18 protein-coding genes and 4 pseudogenes are annotated in these 22,916 nt (G+C 58.2%); 5 read left to right on the top strand and 17 right to left on the bottom strand.

Translation table 11 applies throughout. From position 1 onward, the window contains the following. Window positions 1-561: 561 nt before the first annotated feature. Window positions 562-1,905 (bottom strand): aspartate aminotransferase family protein, encoded by a 1,344-nt coding sequence (locus X760_RS71140; RefSeq protein ID WP_023722666.1) that lies wholly within the window; start codon window positions 1,903-1,905, stop codon window positions 562-564. 374 nt (window positions 1,906-2,279) lie between these two features. On the opposite strand from X760_RS71140, the pseudogene X760_RS71135 reads away from it, so the two are divergent. Together X760_RS71135 and X760_RS71130 are read left to right on the top strand one after the other, a co-directional pair. After that, window positions 2,280-3,077 (top strand): annotated as a pseudogene (locus tag X760_RS71135) (3-keto-5-aminohexanoate cleavage protein); the annotation flags it as partial. A gap of 161 nt (window positions 3,078-3,238) precedes the next feature. Further along, the gene (locus X760_RS71130; protein ID WP_023722664.1) at window positions 3,239-4,183 is read left to right on the top strand and encodes a MurR/RpiR family transcriptional regulator; all 945 of its coding nucleotides are present in this window, start codon (window positions 3,239-3,241) and stop codon (window positions 4,181-4,183) included. 311 nt (window positions 4,184-4,494) lie between these two features. Here the strand turns inward: X760_RS71130 and X760_RS78550 are convergent, their stop codons facing one another. The 5 genes and pseudogenes from X760_RS78550 to X760_RS0140125 form a co-directional block, all read right to left on the bottom strand. Next, window positions 4,495-5,811, bottom strand: a complete 1,317-nt coding sequence (locus tag X760_RS78550; RefSeq protein ID WP_023722663.1) for a zinc ribbon domain-containing protein — start codon at window positions 5,809-5,811, stop codon at window positions 4,495-4,497. After that, window positions 5,805-6,713 carry a recombinase family protein gene (locus X760_RS78545; protein WP_023722662.1) on the bottom strand — a complete coding sequence of 303 codons (909 nt, stop codon included), beginning with the start codon at window positions 6,711-6,713 and terminating at the stop codon, window positions 5,805-5,807. The genes X760_RS78550 and X760_RS78545 overlap by 7 nt, the downstream gene beginning before the upstream one ends. After that, window positions 6,703-6,900: a hypothetical protein gene (locus tag X760_RS71120; RefSeq protein ID WP_023722661.1), complete on the bottom strand. Its 198-nt coding sequence runs from the start codon at window positions 6,898-6,900 to the stop codon at window positions 6,703-6,705. The genes X760_RS78545 and X760_RS71120 overlap by 11 nt, the downstream gene beginning before the upstream one ends. Window positions 6,901-7,744: 844 nt before the next feature. After that, window positions 7,745-8,590, bottom strand: coding sequence for a LuxR family transcriptional regulator (locus tag X760_RS71115; protein ID WP_023722660.1), 846 nt, complete (start codon window positions 8,588-8,590; stop codon window positions 7,745-7,747). 47 nt (window positions 8,591-8,637) lie between these two features. After that, a pseudogene (locus X760_RS0140125) lies at window positions 8,638-9,005 on the bottom strand (transposase); the annotation flags it as partial. Between X760_RS0140125 and X760_RS78535 the strand changes: the two are divergent. Next, window positions 8,931-9,086 carry a hypothetical protein gene (locus tag X760_RS78535; protein ID WP_023722658.1) on the top strand — a complete coding sequence of 52 codons (156 nt, stop codon included), beginning with the start codon at window positions 8,931-8,933 and terminating at the stop codon, window positions 9,084-9,086. The pseudogene X760_RS0140125 and the gene X760_RS78535 overlap by 75 nt on opposite strands. A gap of 126 nt (window positions 9,087-9,212) precedes the next feature. Here X760_RS78535 and X760_RS71105 read toward each other — a convergent pair. Further along, window positions 9,213-10,231 (bottom strand): annotated as a pseudogene (locus tag X760_RS71105) (IS110 family transposase). Window positions 10,232-10,445: 214 nt separating this feature from the next. Here X760_RS71105 and X760_RS71100 point away from each other — a divergent pair. Beyond that, a complete protein-coding gene (locus tag X760_RS71100) occupies window positions 10,446-11,471 on the top strand; it encodes an IS110 family transposase (protein ID WP_023722656.1) in 1,026 nt (341 codons plus the stop codon). 958 nt (window positions 11,472-12,429) lie between these two features. Beyond that, window positions 12,430-12,639: pseudogene (locus X760_RS75755) on the top strand (helix-turn-helix transcriptional regulator); the annotation flags it as partial. Window positions 12,640-13,163: 524 nt separating this feature from the next. On the opposite strand, the gene X760_RS71095 reads toward X760_RS75755, so the two are convergent. From X760_RS71095 to X760_RS71045, 10 genes are all read right to left on the bottom strand, one after another. Next, window positions 13,164-14,006 (bottom strand): hypothetical protein, encoded by an 843-nt coding sequence (locus tag X760_RS71095; RefSeq protein WP_023722655.1) that lies wholly within the window; start codon window positions 14,004-14,006, stop codon window positions 13,164-13,166. After that, a complete protein-coding gene (gene ectB, locus X760_RS71090; RefSeq protein WP_023722654.1) occupies window positions 13,996-15,255 on the bottom strand; it encodes a diaminobutyrate--2-oxoglutarate transaminase in 1,260 nt (419 codons plus the stop codon). Before ectB ends, X760_RS71095 begins: the two co-directional genes overlap by 11 nt. A 910-nt stretch (window positions 15,256-16,165) precedes the next feature. Then, window positions 16,166-17,005, bottom strand: a complete 840-nt coding sequence (locus X760_RS75750; RefSeq protein ID WP_084643110.1) for a radical SAM/SPASM domain-containing protein — start codon at window positions 17,003-17,005, stop codon at window positions 16,166-16,168. 345 nt (window positions 17,006-17,350) lie between these two features. After that, entirely contained in the window at window positions 17,351-18,364 is a 1,014-nt protein-coding gene (locus X760_RS71075; protein WP_023722650.1) for a 1-aminocyclopropane-1-carboxylate deaminase, read from the bottom strand. A gap of 338 nt (window positions 18,365-18,702) precedes the next feature. Beyond that, window positions 18,703-19,023 carry an exopolysaccharide production repressor protein gene (locus tag X760_RS71070; RefSeq protein ID WP_023722648.1) on the bottom strand — a complete coding sequence of 107 codons (321 nt, stop codon included), beginning with the start codon at window positions 19,021-19,023 and terminating at the stop codon, window positions 18,703-18,705. 29 nt (window positions 19,024-19,052) lie between these two features. Continuing rightward, entirely contained in the window at window positions 19,053-19,370 is a 318-nt protein-coding gene (gene fdxB / locus X760_RS71065) for a ferredoxin III, nif-specific (RefSeq protein WP_023722647.1), read from the bottom strand. Beyond that, window positions 19,367-19,570: a CCE_0567 family metalloprotein gene (locus X760_RS71060; protein WP_023722646.1), complete on the bottom strand. Its 204-nt coding sequence runs from the start codon at window positions 19,568-19,570 to the stop codon at window positions 19,367-19,369. The genes fdxB and X760_RS71060 overlap by 4 nt, the downstream gene beginning before the upstream one ends. 25 nt (window positions 19,571-19,595) lie before the next feature. Beyond that, window positions 19,596-19,991, bottom strand: a complete 396-nt coding sequence (locus tag X760_RS71055) for a DUF269 domain-containing protein (RefSeq protein WP_245278774.1) — start codon at window positions 19,989-19,991, stop codon at window positions 19,596-19,598. Window positions 19,992-20,417: 426 nt separating this feature from the next. Continuing rightward, on the bottom strand, window positions 20,418-21,566 hold the full coding sequence (locus X760_RS71050; protein WP_031195215.1) for a TlpA disulfide reductase family protein: 1,149 nt from the start codon (window positions 21,564-21,566) through the stop codon (window positions 20,418-20,420). Between the two features lie 451 nt (window positions 21,567-22,017). Beyond that, on the bottom strand, window positions 22,018-22,173 hold the full coding sequence (locus X760_RS71045) for a hypothetical protein (protein ID WP_245278773.1): 156 nt from the start codon (window positions 22,171-22,173) through the stop codon (window positions 22,018-22,020). Window positions 22,174-22,916: the final 743 nt, after the last annotated feature.

Genomic DNA, 22,916 nt, shown 5'->3' with positions numbered 1-22,916 from the left:
GGCGGCAGTTCAAAGCGTAGCTTGCCGCCACCGACTTTGCAACAAATGTCTGTAGTTGCCAGAACATGTTTCATATGGATCATCAAACGCCACGCGGCTCTTCTATCTCCTGCCGGGGCTTGAGGAAGGGCGATCGCGAGAGTGCATCGAGCTGAACTGAACCAACAAAAACTGGCCCGCCTCTGGCGGGGAGTGAGGCAAACTGCTCGCCCCATGCTGACGCCCCTTCCCAGCCTTCAGGGCTGCCCGGGATCAGTGCGAGGCATTCCTCGAGCGTCCTGCGTCGGATATCTGTTTCATCAGCGGGCGGGCCAGATAAGAACGCAGCAGGCGTATTTGGCCGACGCCAGATGTTGCGGCCTTAAGTAAGTGGATGAACTCCTGATGTCGATGGCGACCGCGCCCTCGAGGACGTTCAGAGGCGCGAACAGGGTCGTGCCGTGGCGCCCCGCTTCTTTAAAGCCTGCGATGCTGAGCCGCACGTGTGTGGCTTCACACTTCGGCGGGAAAGTAGGCTTTGGTTATGGTTTCCATTTGATCTCTATAGCTGAGTGGCACAGACTATCTTGGTCCGCCAACACAGCTGGCGATAGCGGCGTCTACGGCATCGCCCAGACGCTGCACAATCGTGTCGATCTGGCCCGCGCTTACGATGAACGGGGGCGCGAGCAGGATGTGATCGCCTTGCGTGCCATCAATAGTGCCACCCATCGGATATACCATCAGCCCGCGCGCCATAGCTTCTCGTTTCACCGCCGCATTGACTTTGCGGGACGGGTCGAATGGCGATTTTTCATCGCGATCGGCAACGATTTCTACGCCACGCAATAGGCCGCGACCGCGGATATCGCCGACGTAGTCATGATCATGGAAGCGCTCCCGAAGTCGACGGTTTAGCAGCTCTCCCATCCGGACGACGTTGTCGAGTAGACGATGTTCCCGGATGACGTCCTGCACTGCGAGGGCTGCCGCCGCAGCCAACGGGTGCCCCATATAGGTATGGCCATGCTGAAACAAGCCAGAGCCGGTCGCAAAAGCGTCGTAGATATGGCGTCCCATAAGCACCGCGCCAACAGGCTGGTAGCCGCCGCCCAACCCTTTCGCGATCGCTAGCAAGTCAGGAACGATACCTTCCTGTTCGTATGCGTGAAGTGTCCCGGTGCGCCCCATACCGCACATTACCTCGTCGAGGATTAGTAGAACACCGTAGCGGTCACAGATGTCGCGGATCCGCTTGAAATAGCCATCTACCGGGGGCACCGCGCCCGCTGTCGCGCCAACGACCGTTTCCGCAATGAATGCTATCACCTCGTCCGGTCCGAGCTCAAGGATCTTTGCCTCCAACTCGTTGGCGACGCGCTCCCCGTAGTGATACTCGCCCTCCCCGGCCAGGCGACCGCGATATGCGTAGCATGGCGGTATGTGGTGGGTTTCGATAAGCAGCGGTTTGAACTGGGCTCGGCGCCACTCATTGCCACCGACTGCCAGCACGCCAAGCGTATTGCCGTGGTAGCTTTGACGGCGTGCGATGATGTGCCTACGCTGATCCTCCCCTTTCTCGACGAAGTACTGGCGCGCCATTTTGAGTGCCGCCTCCATCGCTTCCGAGCCGCCACTGACGAGGTAGACGTAGTCGATACCATCCGGCGAATCCGCAACGAGGCGATCCGCCAGCCGCTCAGCGATTTCCGAGGTGAAGAAACCCGTGTGCGCGTAGGCCAGCTTGTCGAGCTGCTCGTGCAAGGCCGCCAATACATCCGGATGGCCATGACCCAGGCACGATACGGCGGCGCCACCGGACGCGTCGATGTAAGCCTTGCCGTCGGCGTCGAACAACTCGATACCACGACCGCCAACAGCCGCTGGCAGGTCTGCGTGGATTGAGCGATGCAAAATCTTGCTCATGAAAGTCTCACGTTTGCGCTCATTATTCGACCGGCTTGCCCAGAAACATGATTAATTTCCCTGGCACCTCCCGATGAGACTAAGCACAATTGATGTACGTATGCAACATATGTTTCACATCTTTTCACGATGCATCGAATGGATCAATCCTCCGCAAACCGAGGGGAACGAACTAGGCCTGGTCGCCTTGGACGCAGGCCATGGTTCTTGCCTCCCTAAAGCACGGAGCGATGAGCGGGCGTTGTCATGTGTCACATGTTGCATTCTTGCAACGATGTTCTGTGTAGATCAGTGTTAATTGGGTCAGGCTTGGCGATGAAGCCGGCCCGATTGTTTGTCGTCCAGGCCGAAAATCAGTCAGCAGGCGGTGTGAAATGAGCGATTTCGAACAGCGGACGGCGCTTTGCGTCGCTCCCAACGGCGGCAAACTCAGTAAGGCCGAACACCCTTCCCTGCCGCTGAGGCCGGTCGAATTGGCGCAAACGGCTCAGGAGTGTCTCGATGCGGGTGCGTGTCTAATCCACGTTCATGTGCGGGATCGGGATGGCGGACATCTCCTCGACGCCTCGGCATATCGCGAGGTCATACATGCCATCGGCGAGGTCGTCGGCGATGAAATGATCGTCCAGGTTACGAGCGAAGCGCTTGGTCGTTATAGTCCGGAGCAACAGATCGCGGTCATCAAGGAGACCCGGCCGGAGGCCGTGTCTTTGGCATTACGCGAGTTGGTCCCCACGCAGGCTCACGAATCCGGATTCGCAAAGTTGCTGGACTGGCTCCGCGCTGAAGAAATTCTGCCGCAGGTCATTCTTTATGATCCGGACGAGACGTTCTGTCTGGGCTAATATCACCGCCGAGGCCTCATCCCATGGAACCAGGTTCCGGTTCTTTTCGTGCTCGGACGTTACACCCCTGGTCAGAAATCGCGTCCCGCGGACCTGTTGCCGTTCATCAACGCAGCCAAGCCTCGTTTTGCCCATTGGAGCGTGTGCGCCTTTGGTGAACGCGAAGCCGCCTGCGTAACCGCGGCAGCTCTGCTCGGCGGGCATATCCGCTTCGAGAACAACCGTCGGCTTGCCGGCGGCAAGCTGGCCGGGTCAAATGCCGAGCTGGTCGCAGGTGTAGCGAAAAGCCTCGAAGGCATTGGCCTTCCCAGAGCTAGTGCGGCCGAGCTGCGTCGAGCGTGGCAAGACCTGTATGCCTCCTCATCCAGCCCCGAATTGGCGTCGCGGACTTCCGGCGGCTTCTCAGCGACTCGAAACCGGTCAGGCGAACTGTCACTGACAGTGAACCACGTGTTGCACACGTCAAAACGTTGCGTTACGTGTGGGTCATGGTTGACGGACCTCTTTCGGAGCAATTGGTTGCCGGCTTCGACGCCATGTCGGAGCAGTTCCAGTTGGCGGCGCGCTATATTATCGATCATCCACATGATGTCGCATTGCTGTCCATGCGGGATCAAGCGCGTCTGGCCGGGGTGCAGCCAGCTACTATGACAAGATTGGCCAAGTATCTCGGCCTCGGGGGGTACGACGAACTTCGACATCTGTACGCTGATGCGGTTCGCAACGGCGACGTGGGGTTCGCGCGAAAGGCCGACGCGCAAGCGGTCACCCAGAAACGCAAAGGCGACCATGGTTTCGCTCGCGAGATTCTTCGAATTCAAGCGGCGCAAATCTTGCAGCTAGCCGAATCCTCCCAACTTGACGCAATAATATCGGGCGCTCGGCGCCTTGCGTCTGCCAGTTGCGTCTATTGCATCGGCCTGAGGTCAAGCCACGCGATCGTCTGGCATCTACACTACATCTTGTCGATGATTCGGGAAAAATCCGTTATTCTCGATGCAGTGGCCGGCACGGGTACGGATGCGTTTGCCCGTGCCACCCGCGACGACGTGTTGTTTGCGGCAAGTGTGTTTCCTTACACACGCGCGACGCTTGATCTCGCGGAATATGCGCATCAACATGGCATTCCCATTGTCGCCATTACCGACAGCGAGGTTGCTCCACTGGCCCGCGTCACCGACGTCGTCGTCCTTGTCCAAACAGAAAGTCCTTCATTCCTTCACACGATGACACCTGCGTTTGCGGTGGCGGAAGTGCTGGGCGCATTGATTGCCGGACAGGGCGCTGAAGCCGCGCGTGAATCCCTACTCCGATTCGATGCTCATCTTGCGCATTTCAACACCCACCTGAAGTCGAGAAACCGGACTCGAAAGCTCCGCTTGTCCAAACCGGCCTCTTCAGCGGTGAAAAAAGAAGATTGGTCGGATATCTAACGAGAATGGAGAGCGGAACTGATCTCCCAATGCGGAGGTCTTAGCTGGGTGAACGGGATCGTGGTTGCGCACCGCCCCTCGGTTCACAGTAAGCGCCGGTGATACCTTCACCGGACTTCAGCGGCTTTCGATTACCCACATCGTCGGGGGACCTATTGCCCCGTATGAATCTGCTGTGTTTCTGTCTAACGCCGAATCACGGAGGCGTCACGGATGCGAGACAAGACCAGCAGCAGCGAAGCCGCTTGGCAGGAAGAGCTTTGCGCGGCTTCCCGACAAGCGTCTGCCCGTCGGCTGCAGCGGTTGCTGGATCAGCTGTCAGCAGCGCGGGCAAGCCGATCCCGGCGGCCTTTGGCGACTGGGCAGCGGCGACAGCGGGCCTGCCTCAAGGCCAATCCGCGCAAGCGGTACTTCGAGCGCCGAAAACCAGGCAATAATCGCCTCCGGCTCGTCGCCACCTTCGCTTCCCGCACGATCTTGCCCTGCCCATCTGGATGCGATCCCGTGGGGTATTTTGGGTTTTGCCGCGCGCGATGGACGATGCGCTGAGCCGCCGGTTCGCCAAGCGTTGATCGGCTGAAGACCCATGGACCATCCGGCAGAGGATGAACGCCTTCGACCTCGCCCGCCTCGGCGGCGAGCCTGAGGGTCTTCGGTGCAACGCCGAGAAGGCGCGCCGCCTTGTTCAGGTTAAGCCATGGCTCTTTGCCGTCCGCCGCCGGCCGGAAGACAGGGATCTTATGATGCGACCTGTGCGCGGTGACCCGTTCGCGTGTCCATCGATTGCCGTGGCCGGTCACCAGCCCCTTGCGGTTGAGGATGCCAGCAATCAGATCATCATTGGCGATGAGCACCAGTTGGCGGACGGCCGCGATGATATCGCCGGACGTGCTGTTGCGCTGTCCACGGCGCCGCTTCGGCAGGCGCAGTTCAGTATGGACGCCGCCAACCCAATGGATCAGAAGAACGATCTCTGACGCTTCGTCATCGATATCGGCGACCACCTCCCGGATGACGGTGCGAACGATGCGCTTCTTGAGCCTTGCATCCGTCGTCGGCGCCGCCCATACAGCCTTGAGATCGGCGGCGAGCGCGGTCACGTGTATTGGCGACAGAAGTGATGGCTCCGATGTCGAGGCATCATGCGCGGCAATCCTGCTCTCGATCTCGCCGACACGCGTAAGCGCCCGGTTCCATCGCAACTCCAGTTCCGCCGCGACCAGCCGGTTCTGCGGATCGATGGCGTCGTATTGCCGGAACGCCCGATCGGCGTTGTAGCGTGCCGCCTCGGGATCGCGCATCAGAGCATCGCGGACCTGATCGCGGCGACTGGCCGCTTGCGCTTCGGCCTCGACGGCCGCGGCTATCGCTGCCGGCTCGACAACCCGCAGAAGAGCTTCCTCGATGGCGTCGTCGACGCGTAGTCCACCGAAGGCGATGCAACGCGGCTCGCCATTGTAAAGCAGACCACGCCAGCAGGAATAGCGCGGAATGTTGTGCTTGGTTCCCGTGTAGCGGACCGTCAGCTTGCGGCCGCAGCGCCGGCAGCGGACAAGGCCGGCGAGCAGAGCGTCGCCATGCTTGGGCGCCCCGTGATGCCGGCTCGTGGGCACGTTGTCGCTCACCATCTTGCGGATTGCTTCCGCCCTTTCCAGCCGACGTAGCCTTCGTGTGCACCCGGGATCAGCGCCAGCCATTCATCACGCGCCTTACGGCGGCTGCGCGAACGAATGGCTGTTGCATCATATCCCGACGCAGCACGAGTCTTACCATAGGCGTAGGCGCCGCCGTAGATCGGGTTCTCGATCATTCGGTGGATGGTCGCATAGCTTGGCCTGCGCCAGACCACATCGCCATTGTTGCGCTTGGCAGGCAAATCCAGCCCATGTTCGAGGAACCAGAGCAGGGCCTGGCGGGCACTGCCGAGTTCCGCCACCTTGTCAAACACAAGGGTGATGGCCTCCTGCATGCGACGGTCGGGATCCTTCTCCAGCCGGTCGCCGACCTTCACGAAGCCGACCGGGGAAGCGACGACGAGTTCACCGCGCCGGGCCTTCTCATAGCGGGCCGACAAGGAGCGCTGACGCAGAAGATCGAGCTCATACTCGTTGAGACTGCCCTTCAATCCCAGCAGCAGCCGGTCATTGCCCTGACGCGGTGCGTAGACCGTCTCCTGGTCGATCAGCACGGTATCGACGACGCGGCACATCTCGATGAGCTGCTGCCATTCGCGGCTGTTGCGGGCGAAGCGCGATACCTCCCGCGCCGCAACCGCCCCAACCTTGCCGAGACAGACTGCGGCGACCATCCGATCGAAGCCCGCTCGCGCGACACCACCAGCAGCAGAGCGGCCGAGATCATCATCGACCGTCTCGATGCAAGACCAGCCGAGTGCCACCAGGCGATCGCGCATCGCATACTGCAGGGCGCGGCTCTCACGATTGTGCAGAACCTGATGGGGCGAGGACCGACGCACATACAGGATCGCCTTGCGCTCCAGATGGTGGGGCCGGATCTTCTCATGCATCATGGCGTGCCTCCTCCCGTGGAACGGCGCGCTCGCCGTCGACGTGGTCGAGGATCAGGCGCACCATCAGCTTTGTCAGCGTCAGGCGCGTCTCTTCCGGCAGCGCCTGCCATGGTGGCATCTGCGCGGTCTCCGCATCGTGCGGGTTGGAGAACAGATCGAACTGATATGTCGTGGGCTGGCGCGGCATGGACCTCTCCCCGATTCGCGTCGTGAGGATCCGATGCTGCGCCCGAATCCTCCAATTGCGATGGGGTGTGGGAATTGGCCGTCGCGTCCTGCAGCAGTGTCACCAAGACGCCAAGCGTTCTGGGATCGACATGTGGGGCAGCGGCAATGCGCCACGCGGTGCAGACCGCGCGATCAAACATCCAGGCCGGAACCTCCAGCCACCGATCGGAGGCCTGGCCAGAGAGACTGCAGCGGAAAACCTCCCGGTCTGCCTTCTCGATCACCTCATGAACGTGAACACAACGTCCGGCCCAGGGATGCCATGGATAAAGAAACTTGCGTTCCTCGGTCCCGTGGGCGTTCTTCCGTCGTGTTGTTCAACACCGCAAGGCCCCATTCCTCACTCGGCTACCAGACCCCGACAGCCTATGCCGAGGTCATCACCGCAACCGGCTCCGACGCTGTGCTGATGGAAGGCTCCGCGCCTCCGCCGGTTGCTCAACCCGCGCCAAGAGGCGTAACAGAAACGGCCAAGGCACGCAGGTCAACGGGACGTATGGAGTGTTACGCGTCATTTCCTGGCTGAGAGGCGCGGAGAACGGCAGACAATCGCGGTTTTCAGACGCTTAGAAGGCGTTCGTTGTCAAGCAGGGTAAAGACTACGCCGGTGGAAGAAATTTGTGGCAGGGTAGAAGAACGCGATCCCGAACACCCCGTGTCGAATTGACGGCAGGTCGACCTATTCGCGCACTGCCTCCGCGACTTCAAGCAGCCGAATTGTAGTAATGCCATTCTTCGTCGTAAAATCTCAACCTTGATTTAGGATTGACAGTTGCTTTGAACGAGACATTGGAATCCTCGCTTTACAGTTCAATAATTCCGAATTTCAGCGCTTTTATAGCCGCGGTTGTTCTGCTGGCTGCATCCATCTTTTGCTTTACGTTTTTTATGTGAAAGTTAACAGTATCTGAAGATATTCCTAGAATCTTACCTATTTCCCACGACGATTTCCCTTTCGCCGTCCAGAGGATGCACTCTTTCTCTCTTGGGGAAAGATTAGGTGTCTCCTCGATGCCCCTTGATTTAGCGAATTTACCGACTCTCAGACGGAAATGTAACGCCGCGAGCTGCAAGTAGGTGATTGCTCTATTTTGGAATTCACCGTCCCAGGCTTGAGCAAAGTTCATGATCGCAAAGCGGCCGTCGGGGCCGTGCAACGGAACGCTAATGCCCGATCTTAAGCCGAACGTCGCCGCCTCGTCGAAAACGCGCCGTTCGTCTTCAGTCGTGCTTTCGTCGTTGTACACATCGCTCCACCGAAAGACTTCTGCTCGCCTCCGACTCCTCTTGATGGTGGGGTCTATCCTGTCATAACCCATTTCGAAATAGCGCTCCTGCCATTCAGGAGGATAATTCAGCATGACCGCCGGATCGCCTCGGGCCGGCCTTAGGCCTTTTTGGTCCGGTGCGAGAGAGCCATACGCGATCCATGGACAATCAAAATTCAGGGCAAAATCAGACAGCAGGTCGAACAAATGCTCGGATTTTGCAACACGATCGGTTTGGTCGAGAAATCGGCCAAACTCGAGCGCAACCGCCTCCCTGGCAGCCTCAGGGAAATGCATCGCCGGGACCAAAGAAAACTGGTCGGACACTCTGGCTGAGAGCCCTCGAAGTTGAGAGACAGCAGTCATCCGCGGGCGTTCCATGGCCTCTGCTCCGTAGCCATTTAAGCGCTGGATGTTGTCACTGGCGCACGGCGAGACTGGTAGCGGATCATCTTGCGATCAGCGCCCACAAAGGAACAGGCCCGCCGCTCCGACAGGCCCATCGTGGCCTGCAGATGCGCGACGGCTTCGCGCTTGGCGGCGGGCCCTACCATTTTTTTGACAGAAGCTCGCGCGGTGCCGAGGCTTCCAGCATCTGGTCGGCGAGCAGCTTCTTCAGCTTCGCGTTCTCGTCTTCCAAGGCCTTCAGCCGTTTGGCATCGGAGACGTCCATCCCGCCATACTTCGCCTTCCAGTTATACAGCGTCGCCTCGGACATCCCATGCTTGCGCGCCAGGTCGCCCGCCTTCGCCCCCGCTTCGTGCTCACGCAGAACCGCGATGATCTGCTTCTGTATTCGGTGTCCTCCAGTCAAGGCGTGACGTTCGATGCAGGTTCTTTGCTTCTGTTCGCGGTCGGCACGCAGCCGCCGGCATGATGGTGTCCGTGGGTCCGATCGGTTCAAAGCTCTTCGGCGTGCTCGGGAAGCGGCAACGACAGATCATGCGAACTCGTCCGGACCGCGCCCTGCATCGAGCGCTCGCTATTCCGTGGACAGCTCAGCCTAAGCTGCCGACCAACGGAAATCCTGTTCGTCAACCCACATGCGGTGAAGGTGACTGCCATTCGTCTGGCCAGGGCGACCTTCGCACGTCGGGCACCCTGTCGATTGGCAATCTTCATTGCCCAAGCCTTCATGCTCGACCATCGGGTCGTCGGGCGCAGGATGACGTTTGCCGCCTCGAACAAGGCCGTTCGCGTCTCACTGTCACCCACTTTGGTGATGCGACCGACCCTGTCGACTTCTCCAGACAGGTATCTTCGCGGTGTGAGGCCGAGATACGCACCGACCGATCTGGATCCGCGGAAGCGCTTGGGATCATCGATCGTTGCCCTGTAGGTGAGCGCGGTGACGGGTCCTATGCCAGGCATGGTCATGAGGCGACGGCAGATGGGATCGACTCGAACCGCTCTCAGGACGAGCCGGTGCAGATCCGCCAGGTTCTCGCGCAGACACCTGTGCATCTGCAAGAGCGGTTCAAAGATACCCAGCAACAGCCGATCCGCTCCGACCAGCTGTCGAACCCTTGCCTCGAAACGAACGCGCGTGACGGCGCCAATCTTTAGCCCCAGGGGACGCAACAAGCCTCGGATGACCTGCTCGTTGGCAGTGACCGCCCTGACCGTAGCCTTGCGCGCGGCGGTGAGCGTGCGCAGCCTCTGGCCGGCAGCGGACTTCAGATGAACTGCCTTGAACCAACCTGTGCGCACAATCTGTGCAATTCCCTGCGCGTCATTCCGGTCCGTCTTCACCGTCATCGCGCCCAGAGCCGCTTTGACATGTCGACTCTCGAGACACACGACAGGGAAGCCCTCGTCGACCAGGTGTCCGCCGATCCACTCCGATGTCGCACCGGCTTCCAAGCCAACGCGAACGAGATCGTCCCGCCATCGCTGAAGTGCAGCCGTCACAGCATCCGGGTCACCGAGCACCTTTCCCTGCCACAGCATCTCGCCGGTCTCGGCGATAACGCAAATAGCTACAGCGTCGAGTGAAGTATCCAGTCCTGCATAAACGCTCATGCCGATCTCCTCTTGCCAGGTCGGCTCTGAGCATCAGACAAACGCCATGATCCGAAAAGGGGCCAGGCGTTCAGCGAGCTGAACCGAATACATGGGGTAATCGCGGGAGCGAGTTTCCCAAGTCTTAGCTATGGAAGTGGGTGGCTGTTCCCCGACAGGATGGAATACGGGCTCACGATTCGCACCGGGCCCAGGCATCTCAGGGAGAACAGCCATGGAAGACTATATCGGCCTCGATGTTTCGATGAAAGAGACAGCGGTTTCCATTCGACGTGAAGGCAAGCGCGTCTGGCGTGGGAGGTGCGCCTCTGATCCAAAGGTCATTGCCGAGCTTGTCCGCAAGCGGGCGCCAGCCGCAAAGCGCGTCGTGTTCGAGACCGGCCCTCTATCGGTGTGGTTCTATCATGCGCTGCGCGCAGAGGGTTTGCCGGCGATCTGCATCGATGGTCGTCATGCCAAAGCAGCGCTCGACATGGCCGCGAACAAAACCGACGCGAACGATGCCGACGGTTTGGCGCATCTTGCAGAAGTAGGGTTCTTTCGTGAAGTGCGAGTGAAAGGCTTCGACAGCATGCTGACGCGCACGCTCGTGGCGGCACGCACCAGGCTGGTCAGGATCACCACCGAACTCTCAAACCAGATCCGAGGGCTCATGAAGACATTCGGACTGCTTGTTCCCGCCGGCAAAGGAAGCACGTTCGAGAGGAATGTCCGCAATCTCCTTGTCGACCAGGACGGGCTCACTCCTATCGTGCTGCCGATGCTGGAAGCCTGGCGCAGCATGCGCGTTCGGGCCGCTGAACTCGGGCGTCAGCTTGTCGCTGGTGCGCGTCAAAGCCGAGCGTGTCAAATACTCGTGTCGATCCCCGGTGTCGGCGCAATCACCGCGACTTCGTTCGTGACCGCCATTGAGGAGCCGGACAACTTCAAGAAATCTCGCTCCGTCGGCGCCTGGCTTGGCCTGACTACCCGACGATACCAATCGGGAGAGGTCGACTATGATGGCCACATATCCCGGCGGGGCGATCGTCATTTACGAGGGCTTCTCTACGAAGCTGCGACGGTCATCCTGACCCGCAGCTGCGCCGACAGCAGCCTGCGAACATGGGGTCTAAAACTCCGGGAGAGGATAGGCTTCAAACGAGCCGCCGTTGCCGTAGCCCGCAAACTGGCGGTGACAATGCATGCGATGCTCAAGACCGGCGAGTTCTTCGACAGGACCGCTGGCGCGACAGCGTGACGGCTTTGAGGATCGCGTTCAGTCTCTGAGCGCGCCGAGACGTCCCTGCCGGGGCGTGGACAGAGCCATTCCGCTAGATGGGGTCGCACCGCTGGCTCAGCTGAGTGCGTCGAATACATTGAAGGCTCTCCCCGCGAAGCTCCATCATGCGGCAACCGATGTTGACCGCGAAGACAACCCTGCACCCGGCACACGCGTCTTAAGACGTGCAGATACTTGACGTCAACATTGCGATTAGACAACTCCATCTCTTCCGTAAACCGCTTTCTCTTCATCAGTCCGTCCTTCGATCGAGGCCGGACTCTAATCTCAGATGGAGGAAATTACCCGTGGCAGGTCAGGGATAGTAAGCCAGCGATGACCGCCACGAAACAGGGCGAGACAGAATTCTTACAAACTACCAGGATCGGTAGATGGGCAACAGTCCTGGGTGTTAGCTGTTCCTCACGCTAAACTCTTTGCGACACAAGCGGCCAACACCTTCCATGCGCCCTGCCGAGCTCCCCGGGTGATATCTGCCATCTGTTAGGAGCCAACCGAATGCAGAAACTCTCAGGGCTGCCGGATATGAGGCCTAAATTAATCGCAATACGCCTTACCTTGACACGCCGATGTGAGGTCTCTGGGTTTCGACTTCTTTGTCGCGCCGAATTAAACGATTCGGTCGCAAAAACGCTTTCAACATCAATATTGATTGTTAAGCTAACTCGACGATAATTACAAGAATGTCGACTTTATTTACTCTATGTTGCACTCGCATGATGATGGCGAAACATAACTTTAAGTTGAAATAACATCGCCAGCCGCAATGAGATGGTAGAGCTGAGGCGATGCAGAGCTGCCCAGGACGGCGCGCAGAGCCGAAGCCTTACAACCCCGGCAGTTTTGCGCGCCAGTGACACCCTCCTGTGCAAATGGCTGTGGAGCAGAGACGATGGAACACCGGCGGATTAGCGGCATCGAGGAGATACCTACCCTTTCTCCAAGAGAAAAGGAGTGCATCCTATGGACGGCGAAAGGGAAGTCGTCGTGGGAAATAGGGCAGATTATAGGTATATCAGTAAACACTGTTAACTTCCACATAAAAAACGTTATGAGAAAGACGGACACTGTTAGTAGAACAACAGCGGCCATAAAAGCACTACAATTTGGAATTATCGAATTGTAAAAAAAAATCCGTCAAAAATCTCGCACAAAGAATGTCATGCCTAAGTCACGATGCTTCCGTTGCGGAGAAAGGCACTCCTGCGATTCGGCGGTTTTAACGTCCGTTGTGCCAGGAGTTTTCTTGAACCTGCATCTGTCGGAGCCTGGGAGCACTAATTCGGTCCATTTCGGAAACGGTCCAAGGCGAGCCGCGGTGCACTGCACACTGACGCAGGTAAACGCCCGATCGATGTAGGAAGAAGTATACGTTGGCTAGATCACCTCTCGCGTTACTTCTGCCTTGTGCCTTCCTTAACATCACCTCGCGATGCGTGTTCGGCCCGGCACTGGAAACAGTGGACCGCCGGGTAACGCGGACAGGTATTGGTAAATCGTGTCGGAGACCGGCAGCACCTGAAACGCCAAGGGCTTCATGATAGTCTGGATCAGCCCGAGGGCGGCTGTGACTAAAGGGGGGGCCTCCTCGCGTTGCGACCGATGTGACACCTGTCGGCGGAAGCCGGTCAGTCGTTACGACGTCCAACTTCAGGTCCACCAGAGAACAAGATCCGGGCGAGCAAACCCGAAAAAGCTGTTCAGCACCAGGCGACGCTTTCCGTTGCCCGATTGACCGGTGACCCCGTGAACGAAACCGCCATCGATCAGGCCGATATCCCCCGCCCTGAGCTGGAAGTCGCGACAAGGAACGCCCTCGAGATAGGCTGCCGAATAGGGATAGCCTGTAGTCTCCACACCTTGAGACTTTCGGTCGGTGATTGTCGGCTTGTGGCTCCAGAGCCGCAGATTGCCACCTTCCTCGGGCATGCTGGGATAGAAGTTGAGTGCTGCGACGGTGTTGTGCGCCACCGCAGAAACCTCGTAATCGTTCCCAGCACATAACACTTGAGCGACGTCGTCGTGGGGGTCCAAGGAGAACGTGCCGCTGCCAGACCAACTGAGAGCCCGGAAAACATTAGCCTGACCGTGCTCCGAACGGGCCAGCCGCAATTCAATGCCCTGTTTGCGAAGGTCGCGCTTCAACGCGTCGAACAATGCTCGGACCGGATCAACCAGATTCTCAAAAAGGGCGTCGACATACGGTCGCGCAGTTTCCGCCTCTGCGAAATAGGTGGCTGCATCCTTCCTGTAGTGGGATGCGCCGACATATTGTCCGGGGACGCCATCCTTACGCTCCTTGAGACCGGGACTGCCACTGAAGTTCGCGGTGATCTCCTCGGCTATTTCGGTGCTGAAAGCTTGCCTGATGTGCAGAGCGGTGATCTCACCTTTCAGGACTGAGATGATCTCCGCAGTGCTGATCGAGCCGGTTCGCTCTCTGATCTCGACAGGCGAGATGGCTGGGGCTTGGGATACTTGATTAGTCTCCATTGGCTTGCTCCTTTAGTGCGTGATCAAGGATGGCGATGCCCTGATCGAGTTCGTCATCGGTGATGGTTATCGGTGGGAGGACTTTGATGACGTCGCGATTTGGTCCTGAAGATTCGATCAGCAGGCCGTTTTCGAATGCGACATCGTGCACACGGCCGACAACGGCCTGTGAACGGCATTTGAGACCGGCCATCAGACCACGGCCGCGCTTTTGTTCGATGCACGTGGGAAATTTGGCAACAAGGCTGTCCAGGTGTCTTTGCAGTTTGGCGGCTGTCCGCTCAACGCCTGCAGTGAACTGCGTGTCGGACCACAGTTTGCACATCGCCCCTGCAGTCACGAAGGCGAGATTGTTGCCTCTGAACGTCCCGCTATGTTCGCCGGGATTCCAAATATCCAAGTCGGGGCGAATTAGAACAATGGAGAACGGACTACCTGACCCGCTTAGGGACTTCGAGAGGCATACGATGTCGGGATCGAGGTTCGCGAACTCGAATGAGAAGAACTCGCCCGTTCGGCCCGCACCAGCCTGAATATCGTCGACGATCAATACAACGCCGTGTTTGCGGCAAATGCGCTGGATTTCCGTTAGCCAAGCTGCTGATGCGGCGTTCATGCCGCCTTCTGCTTGAATGGTCTCCAGAATGATTGCGGCGGGCTTTTCTATCCCGCTTCCCGGGTCGCCCAATAAGGAGTCTATGTAACTCGCGGAATCGAAATCTTGGTTCGGGTATCCGTCATAAGGGACACGGATCACATCGTGGCGAGCAACACCGCCTAGTTCCCGGGTCGACGCCGAACCGGAGACCGCCAGAGAGCCGAGCGACATACCATGGAACGCATTCGTGAAGGCCATGACGCTTGAGCGGCCGGTATACTTTCGCGCCAATGCCAGCGCTGCTTCGTTAGCGTTTGTGCCGGTTGGCCCAGGAAATTGTATCTTGTAAGAAAGCCCCCTGGGCTTCAAGATCGAATCCACAAACGCTTCAATGAAGTCACGCTTTGCCGCTGTATACATGTCTAAGGATAGGAGAATGTTCTCGCCAACCATATATTCTATTGCTGGCGCAATAATGCCTGGATTGTTGTGTCCGTAGTTTAGTGCGCCGGACCCTACGAGGAAATCGATATAAGGGTTACCGGCCTCGTCCCAGATTGTCGCCCCAAGGGCCTTCGTAAAGACTGTAGGAAACGACCGCCCGTAGCGACGAACGTTGGACTCATGAGCCGTAAAAATTTCAGTGTCCATTTCAGCGTCCCTCTGCGTGTCGCGTCGCGTTCAACGAGCAAGTGATTAAATGCGTTTGGTTTGTTGCGGTTGTTTTCAGCTTCGCTTGAAGATCGGAACGGTCCGGGCGGAACTTTGGACGGTCGTGACTTCCCATGAATATGTTAGGAATGCCGACACGCTCCTCAAAAACGTCCGCGACAAAAGGGAGACCGGACTCGCGCGGCAGCTCAACTGCTGCACTGACGCACTTCGAAACCTCGTCTACCGTAGTCACGTTGCTCTGCACGGCGATATCTCTCGTCTATGCGTTGGTCGAGCTCCGTTCTAAAGTTTTCGGGGAGGCGTCGATACTACGGCATTTGGTAGTTGACGCACCTGATTGTACCCGGCGAAACGCCTGCCAATCATATCAAGCTCAGCGCTAGCACCGGCTCATGGGTGACAGGCGCTTCTGCCATGCAGCAGCATGCTAAAGTGTTGCAGGCGCTCCGGCAGCAACACGAACCACATTGTGCTCCGGCTCGTAGCGTAGCTCGGCGGTAGCGAAGCCGCTCGCGAGCGCGCCCTCAACAGCGCTGTAGCGAGCGAGCGGCGTAGCGGCGATGATCGGCGTTCTTCGATGTAGGGCCGCTTCGGACCGCTTCTGAAGCGTCTCGAACAATTATGCCTGAATGAGGATCAGGGTCCCGAAAAGCCGAAGGCGGAGGATATTACAGTCTGTATGTGGGACCAGACTAAGCCGGTTCTCCCCTTTTTAGGCCAACAAAAGTTTGCCAGACAACTTTGTGCTGGGAGATGCGACCACAGGATCTCGGCGTAACAATAGGCGACTAGACTCGTCGACCGGGTCCTCACGAGACCTGCCTTATGCCGTCTCAAGAGGATCGACATTCGCTCACGCGGTTTCAGGCGGTTTGCCGACCTCCAGTCAGCATGCGGACGCCTTTGGATGGGCATATTCGCACATCCTACAAAGCAGAAAGCCATCCGTCCCATTCATGCGGTCGACGATTTGGCTAAAAACTGGCTTTTCAAAAAGATCTGCGTATTCGTCGCGCAGAAGATTGCCCAATACGTGGCGCCGTTCAAAATCCATGCAGCAGAGCGTAACGTCACCGTTTGGGAGAAGAACATTCCGATACTGCCGTCCGTCAACGCAGGTCAGCGCGCCGACGACTGGCTGCCGTGCTTCGACGACCTTCGGATCGACGCTTCCACCCCTGCTGCTCAGAGGCCGCGCGCGAACTAGCGCTTCGGCGGGGATTATCCCGGCGATATCCGGATGGATCTCGCCCAGGACTATAAACCGAATCGAGGCGATGTCGACCACTTGACGAATCAAAGCGAGATACTTGTCTCCGACAAGACGGCTATTCATGTATGCGCCATCATCGAGAACATGGACCACGAATACCCTTGAACGCAGCGCTTGCAAGCGGTGTAGATCCCGCCCCTTCATTCCTACAAGCGTCGTGAAAATCCGGATGCCATGGCCTCTGGCGTAAGCGTGCTCGACCATTTCGGTGCAATCCGGATTGAGCCAAGGCTCGGAGTATCCGGCGAAACTGATGTCGACGGAAGTTGGTACGCGCGCCAGACATCGCTTGAAATCTTCAAGACGAAGATGCTTCACATGAGAAACCCGTCTTTGCCGATGGGCGAATTTGTCCTGCGGACAATAAGAACATCCGACGATGCAGCCGGTGGTCGTCGTTATTTCCAAAACCCTGCCGCCCGGGATGGCAGACCCCAGTTCCGGTAAGATCATCGGATATTCCTCCACTTTTCTGGCACTCTTGGCCAATTCTGAATATTAAAGTAACAAGTTACTCAGTTAATTCAGACGGAGCGTTATTCGCATGCTAGCATATATTTAATTATGTCTCTTATGATACAGGCTATCAACTAGGTTTCAACGTCAATGATAATACTCTCAGCGGGTTTTCGATTTCCTCAGCAAATATCCATCGGTCAAATTTTCCAAAGGAACTCAGTCAGCTTCGCGTTGGGCGGCAATCAACCCCCGGCTCCATCGGTTTGCTGGGCGACCCTCGCACCTAGTTTGGGCGCTTCGCCGGCACGGCAGGAGGGCGAAATCGCAATCTGTCGAGCGTCAGCCGTTGCGGAAGGTGTAGCCGTACCCGTTGATGGCCGGCCCGCCGCCGAGATGCGCGTAGAGCACCCTCGATCCCTCTGGAAAGAAGCCTTTCTGGACGAGGTCGATCATCGCTTGCATTGATTTGCCCTCGTAGACGGGATCGGTAATTATACCCTCGAGCCGCGCACACAGGCGGATGGCCTGCTTCGTTGCCTCGGACGGAAGGCCGTAACCGGGCGACGCGTACCCCTCGAGCAGCACCACGTCATCCTCGACGATTTCCGTGCCAAGATCGACGAGCTTCGCAGTACGTTGGGCAATGCTTAGCACCTGCGCCTTGGTTTGGGCGGGGGTGGCGGAGGCATCGATACCGATCACGTTGCGTTGTCGATCGTCCTTGGCGAACCCGACGAGCATGCCGGCATGCGTTGAACCCGTGACCGTGCAGACCACGATGTAGTCGAAGGCAAACCCAAGCTGCTTCTCCTGGGCGCGCACCTCCTCCGCGAAGCCCACATAGCCGAGACCGCCATATTTGTGAACGGAAGCTCCGGCTGGTATCGCATAGGGTCTGCCGCCCCTTGACCTGACCTCAACGAGCGCCTGCTCCCAACTGGGGCGGATGCTGATATCGAAGCCTTCGTCGACGAGACGCACCTCCGCTCCCATGACGCGGCTCAAGAGAATGTTGCCGACCCGGTCGTAGACGGCATCCTCATGTGGTACCCAGCTCTCCTGCACCAGGACGCATTTCATGCCGATCTTGGCGGCGACCGCGGCGACCATCCGCGTGTGGTTGGACTGCACGCCGCCAATTGACACAAGCGTATCTGCATTTGACGCGATCGCGTCGGGAATGATGTATTCGAGCTTGCGGAGCTTGTTTCCGCCGAACGCCAGACCGGAGTTGCAGTCCTCGCGTTTGGCGTAGATTTCCACCTTGCCCCCCAGATGCTTGGAGAGGCGGTCGAGCTTCTCGATGGGCGTGGGTCCAAATGTGAGCGGATAGCGTTCGAACTTTTCCAGCATTTTCTCTCCGGCAACATGCGATGGAGCTGAATGAGCCATTCACGATTCGTACTAGAGGCGTCTTTTATTTCACGTCATCTGCATTTTTCGGCGCGAGAAGAGCCCCATTACCTATTTCCAGCGCCTCGCTCGTCATTTGAGAGTTGCAACCGCACGCGGCATGCGAGAGACCACCCCAATGCGCATGGCATTCAAGAACTATATCTCCTGGATTAACTACAATGACCGGATTGAGGGCACCATTTACTTCTGATGCACAGTATTCGTTCTAATATCTGCTCAATGTTTATAGTGGTCTAAAGTGGCGTCAGGTTGACCACTGACCTTGTCACGGCGCCTCAAGGCAGCAGCAGCGATATGGCCAGCATTCGATCGCGCTGGAGCAAATCTGCGGATTCATTCGTCACCTCATCAAGGTCTGGCTCGGATACAACTTCCTTGCAACTACCGAAATGCTCAGCCCTTTGGCCAGCTCTGCAAGCGCAGCCAGACCGCCAGATCAGAAAGAGCACGCTTGCGAAATAGGCCAACTGAAGGAGCAACGAACAAGCCAGCGTCGTGACGGCTACTGTGCGGATGGAATGAGAAGCGAAGTAGACAATCAGAGCGTTACTGCAGAGGACCAGCCCCAGGACGCGACAAAAGATTTTTAAGGGCAACGCCGTTCTCCTGGTTTTGTCTCCTCAGATCATGCTGCGACCTGGTCGGCCGCAACATGGGTCTGGCAGTTCTTCGGGCAGACGCGGCCGCAGGCTCCGCAGCCAATGCAGCGGCCGGCATGGTCGACGACCATGATCATGCGATTGAGCTCGCCGTCGAAATCGTCGTCTTCGCCGTCGCAGGCGCCGAGGATTTCACCCGCATCATCGACGCCGTAAAGATGCATGACCTCGCGCGAGCAGACTTTGAAACAGCGGCCGCAGCCGATGCAGGTCGTGCCGTCTATAGCGGTGAGATATTCCGGCACCCATCCGGAGCCGTCGCGGGTGGTGAATGTGCTCGTCATCGTAACTTCTTCATTGCAGCGAACTCTCTCTTGGCACCATCCAACTCGGCAAAAACGGCCGACGTTTCCTCGGCAACTTCCTCTATCTCCGTCCATTTTCCCGGGAGATTCTCTGCAAGGTCGCGCAATTTCATCTTGGCAACTGCCGCGCGCAGCTGAAGCTTTCGGACTTTCTTCCCCATCTCATCTAGCTTTGACATAAATCCTTCCTCGAAATCGGTTTCATCACGCCCGGGCCACGTCGGGATAGGCTTCAATGGCTGCGGTCGCATCGACCACCAGTTTTGTACCGGCCTCCGCGAGTTTCCAGAACGTCTCGAAGCCAAACGGGTGGACGTCTGGACAGAACGACCAACCGCCCGGCCGTGAAAAGCAATCGTCCGAAGCCCCCATGGGTTTCATCTCCATCGTTGGCGATGTCATGAGGCCGGAGCGCTCCTCGATCCTAAGCCCGACGGCCGTGTAGAACATATCGAGCCTCCACAGCACGTCCGGACCGGGATCGCCGATGATGGGGATCGCACGGCGCTGTTTTCTGCTGATGATGAAGTCGCCCAGCAGTTCGGCGTCCGATTTGCCTTCCCGTGACCCGGAGGCATCCTGAGCACGGATCAGCCGCACGAGGCATCTGACAAAAGGCATGGCAAGGGCCGCCTCGTCCTCGTTGACAGCCGGGCTGACCGCGGCATTCAGACATTTCGCCTTCTCCTCATTTCAGTCCTCTTCCTCGAAGCACGATGTCTGTTTTCGGGGACGCCTACTTCGGCCACACTTGCGCAGCCGGCGCCCGGCTCGGGGCGGCCGATTCCACGCAATGGATGTCCCAGTGGCCGACCTTGAACGCGTCCTCGACTGCGAGGTCTTCCACCCCGGCCGGAATTCGCGTCGAGCATCGCTTCCGCCGTGATGCGGCCGGAGGTTATCGCAAGATTGGAGCCTCGAACCCGCTGCAAGCGATCCACACTGTGCTGCATGGAACCGACTTGCTGCGGCCGCGCCAGGGAAATGGACGAATTGGCCAGTACACATTCCAACCGTCACCCCCTTTTACGGGCGGCGCTTTGACACCTTCGGCAAAAAATTCTTTTGCGGTGCCGCGCAGAGAGCGCCGTGACAAACCTTCTCATCCTTGTAGTTGGCCAAGGCCTGTAGCAACTCCGGTAGAAGGTGCTCTTTCAGTTCGTCAGGGATAGGCTCCGGACCGTCCAGCGACTTCAGTGCCAACTCGACCAACTCGATCGCGCGATTTTTGTTGCCGCTCTCCTGATAATACCGAGCGACCGCCGGATAAGACCAGAACTTTGGGCTGTCTCCTTGCGGGGGATTCAGTGCCAGCACGTGTTCGGACAGCTCTTTGCCTATCGCGAAGCGCTCAGGAGACGGAAAGCGCGAATGGTCAAGGTTCGGATGGAAGAGTTGGTTTAGCGCCGCGATCATCCAGTCCTCGGAGTTTCTGTCGATCGCGTCGCGAACCAATTGGTGCATGAGGGGCAAGCCGGTCCACATGTCGTGCATTTTGTGAAGCACCAGATTCGCATGAGCCAGGCGGAAATTGAGGTTGTCCGGCAACAAGGCAATGCCCTCTTCGATCGCTGAGAGCGCCGTCTTCCAATCCTCTGTCTTCACCGCCGCCCAAAATCTGTCATTGGTCGGCTTCTTCAACGCTTGTTCGCGCGCCATGGGTTCGTTTTTGGCGATCCGCTCCGTATCGGCGGATTTCGCTTGATCGCTGGTGCGCCAGCTGCCGTTAAGCACTTTCGGCAAGACCTCATCGAGTTGCCATGGATGACCGATAAAGGCGATGTGGCCGTCTCGGTCGACCACGAACGAGGTCGGAATCCCGACAGAAAAGCTGGGTTCCATCCAAAGCTTGTTCATTTCGCCTGTGTAGTCGAACGCTATCCGATAGTTCAGATTCGAGCACTTTTCGGTCAGCCACGCGTCCAACTTGGTTCGGGCCTCGACGGCCGTTGGAGCGTTTTCATCAGCCGCGATCCCGACGACCTCAAGTCCGCTGTCCTTGTATTTCTCCTGCAGCTGCATCAGATGGGGCATCGCCGACACACATGGTCCGCACCAAGTTGCCCAAAATTCGACGATATACACTTTGCCGGGCTGGAAGTTCGTGAGGGGCTCGCCACGCAGCCAGTTCTCCACTTTGATCGAAGGAGCCGGTGACTCCATTTGCAATACCATGTTGTTCTCCAAAGCTATGGCCAAAGGTTGCGCGACTTTAGGCGCGAGCTTGTTTTCCCTCTTAGAGAGGGGCACATGGGTTCAAGGAGAGGAGAGCATCGCTCGTCTCGCGCGTTTGCGTGCAGCCGGCCTTCCCTCAGTGTTGCCGCATCTCAATTCGCAAAGGCCGTGCCAGCGCGCTCAGCGCGCAGTAACCCTATGATTTCGCGTTCAAAAACCTCGATCTGGCAAGATGGCCGGTTGTATTGAACCCGACATGTTTTCTGCCGCTGTCAGGTTTTGGACAAGCATCACGCGCTTCGCGTCGGCAGAAAAGCGTGGCCCGGACGACTCAATATGCATTCGGGCCGAGGGACGAGGCCGTGGACATCATGACTGCGTTGGCTGCCGCAGGCCCGTCATCATCGTCCGCTTCACGCCACTGGCTTGAGCGTCTTGCCGTTTCGGTCCCTCAGGCGGTAGCGGATCCCGCCATTTGCGATTGCAAAGGGCTGCTCCATCCGAGCGCGGCCTGTGCCCCCTCGCCCGCCTTGCGATTGAATTCCTGGCTGGCTGGGAAATTTTTCACGACGAAGCCGGTCCAGCTTCGGCTCGCCAATACCGCCATCGTCAGCTCGACGATTATGATCGTGGGCGAAAAAGGCCAGGATGAGTGCCGGCATGTGCGGCCGGTGAGCTCTCCGGGGTTCCTGATTTGTGCCGATATTTTCTGTGTTCCCTGTGCTCAGGCGCTACAGGGACCGCCTGGTGCGAATGTGAGCGTTGTCGGAATTTGACCAGCCTCAAGGCCGCTCGGTCGCCACGCGGTGGGCCGGGCAAACTGAAAACGCTGAAGATGCGGCCGCCCTCGCCGCTGACCCGCCTGCCATTCCAGAGCATGGCAACGTGATTCATGCGATCGATTCCCGCCGACTGCGGCAGGAGCCCGACCGTTCCGACTCGAAGTTGATCGCGTCGGCCACGGCACGGTCGTTGCGTTGTTAAGCTCCCGGCCAGTAATGAGGAGATCGTGATAGCGCGCATACGATGCCGCTACGGGTCCGAACTGGGCCTGCCGCGCTGAACGACTCTCTTTGACCTGACGCCGACCTGCGCCGTGATCGTGGCTGCAGTGAGGACTGCCCATACCTTTGCCCGGCCGTTGGTCTCAGCATCACGACCAACTCGGGCGAGCAGAACCACCCCCCGCGCGCGCGTTAGAGGCGTGCGCGGATGTTCTCGGGCGGCGCGTGCAGATTGGCTCCGAGAAGCTTCGCGAAGCTTGCACGTTTGCCGCGATCTTTCTCCAACTTGGCATCAGGATAGTGACCCAGTGAGTAGAGTTTCGAACAGCGTCGGTGCTGCTTCGGA

Origin of the sequence: Mesorhizobium sp. LSHC420B00 (assembly GCF_000503055.1) — a bacterium.
Taxonomy (GTDB): Bacteria; Pseudomonadota; Alphaproteobacteria; order Rhizobiales; family Rhizobiaceae; genus Mesorhizobium.
The sequence above is the reverse complement of the archived record's forward strand: the minus strand, read 5'-3'. Positions and strand labels throughout refer to the sequence as shown.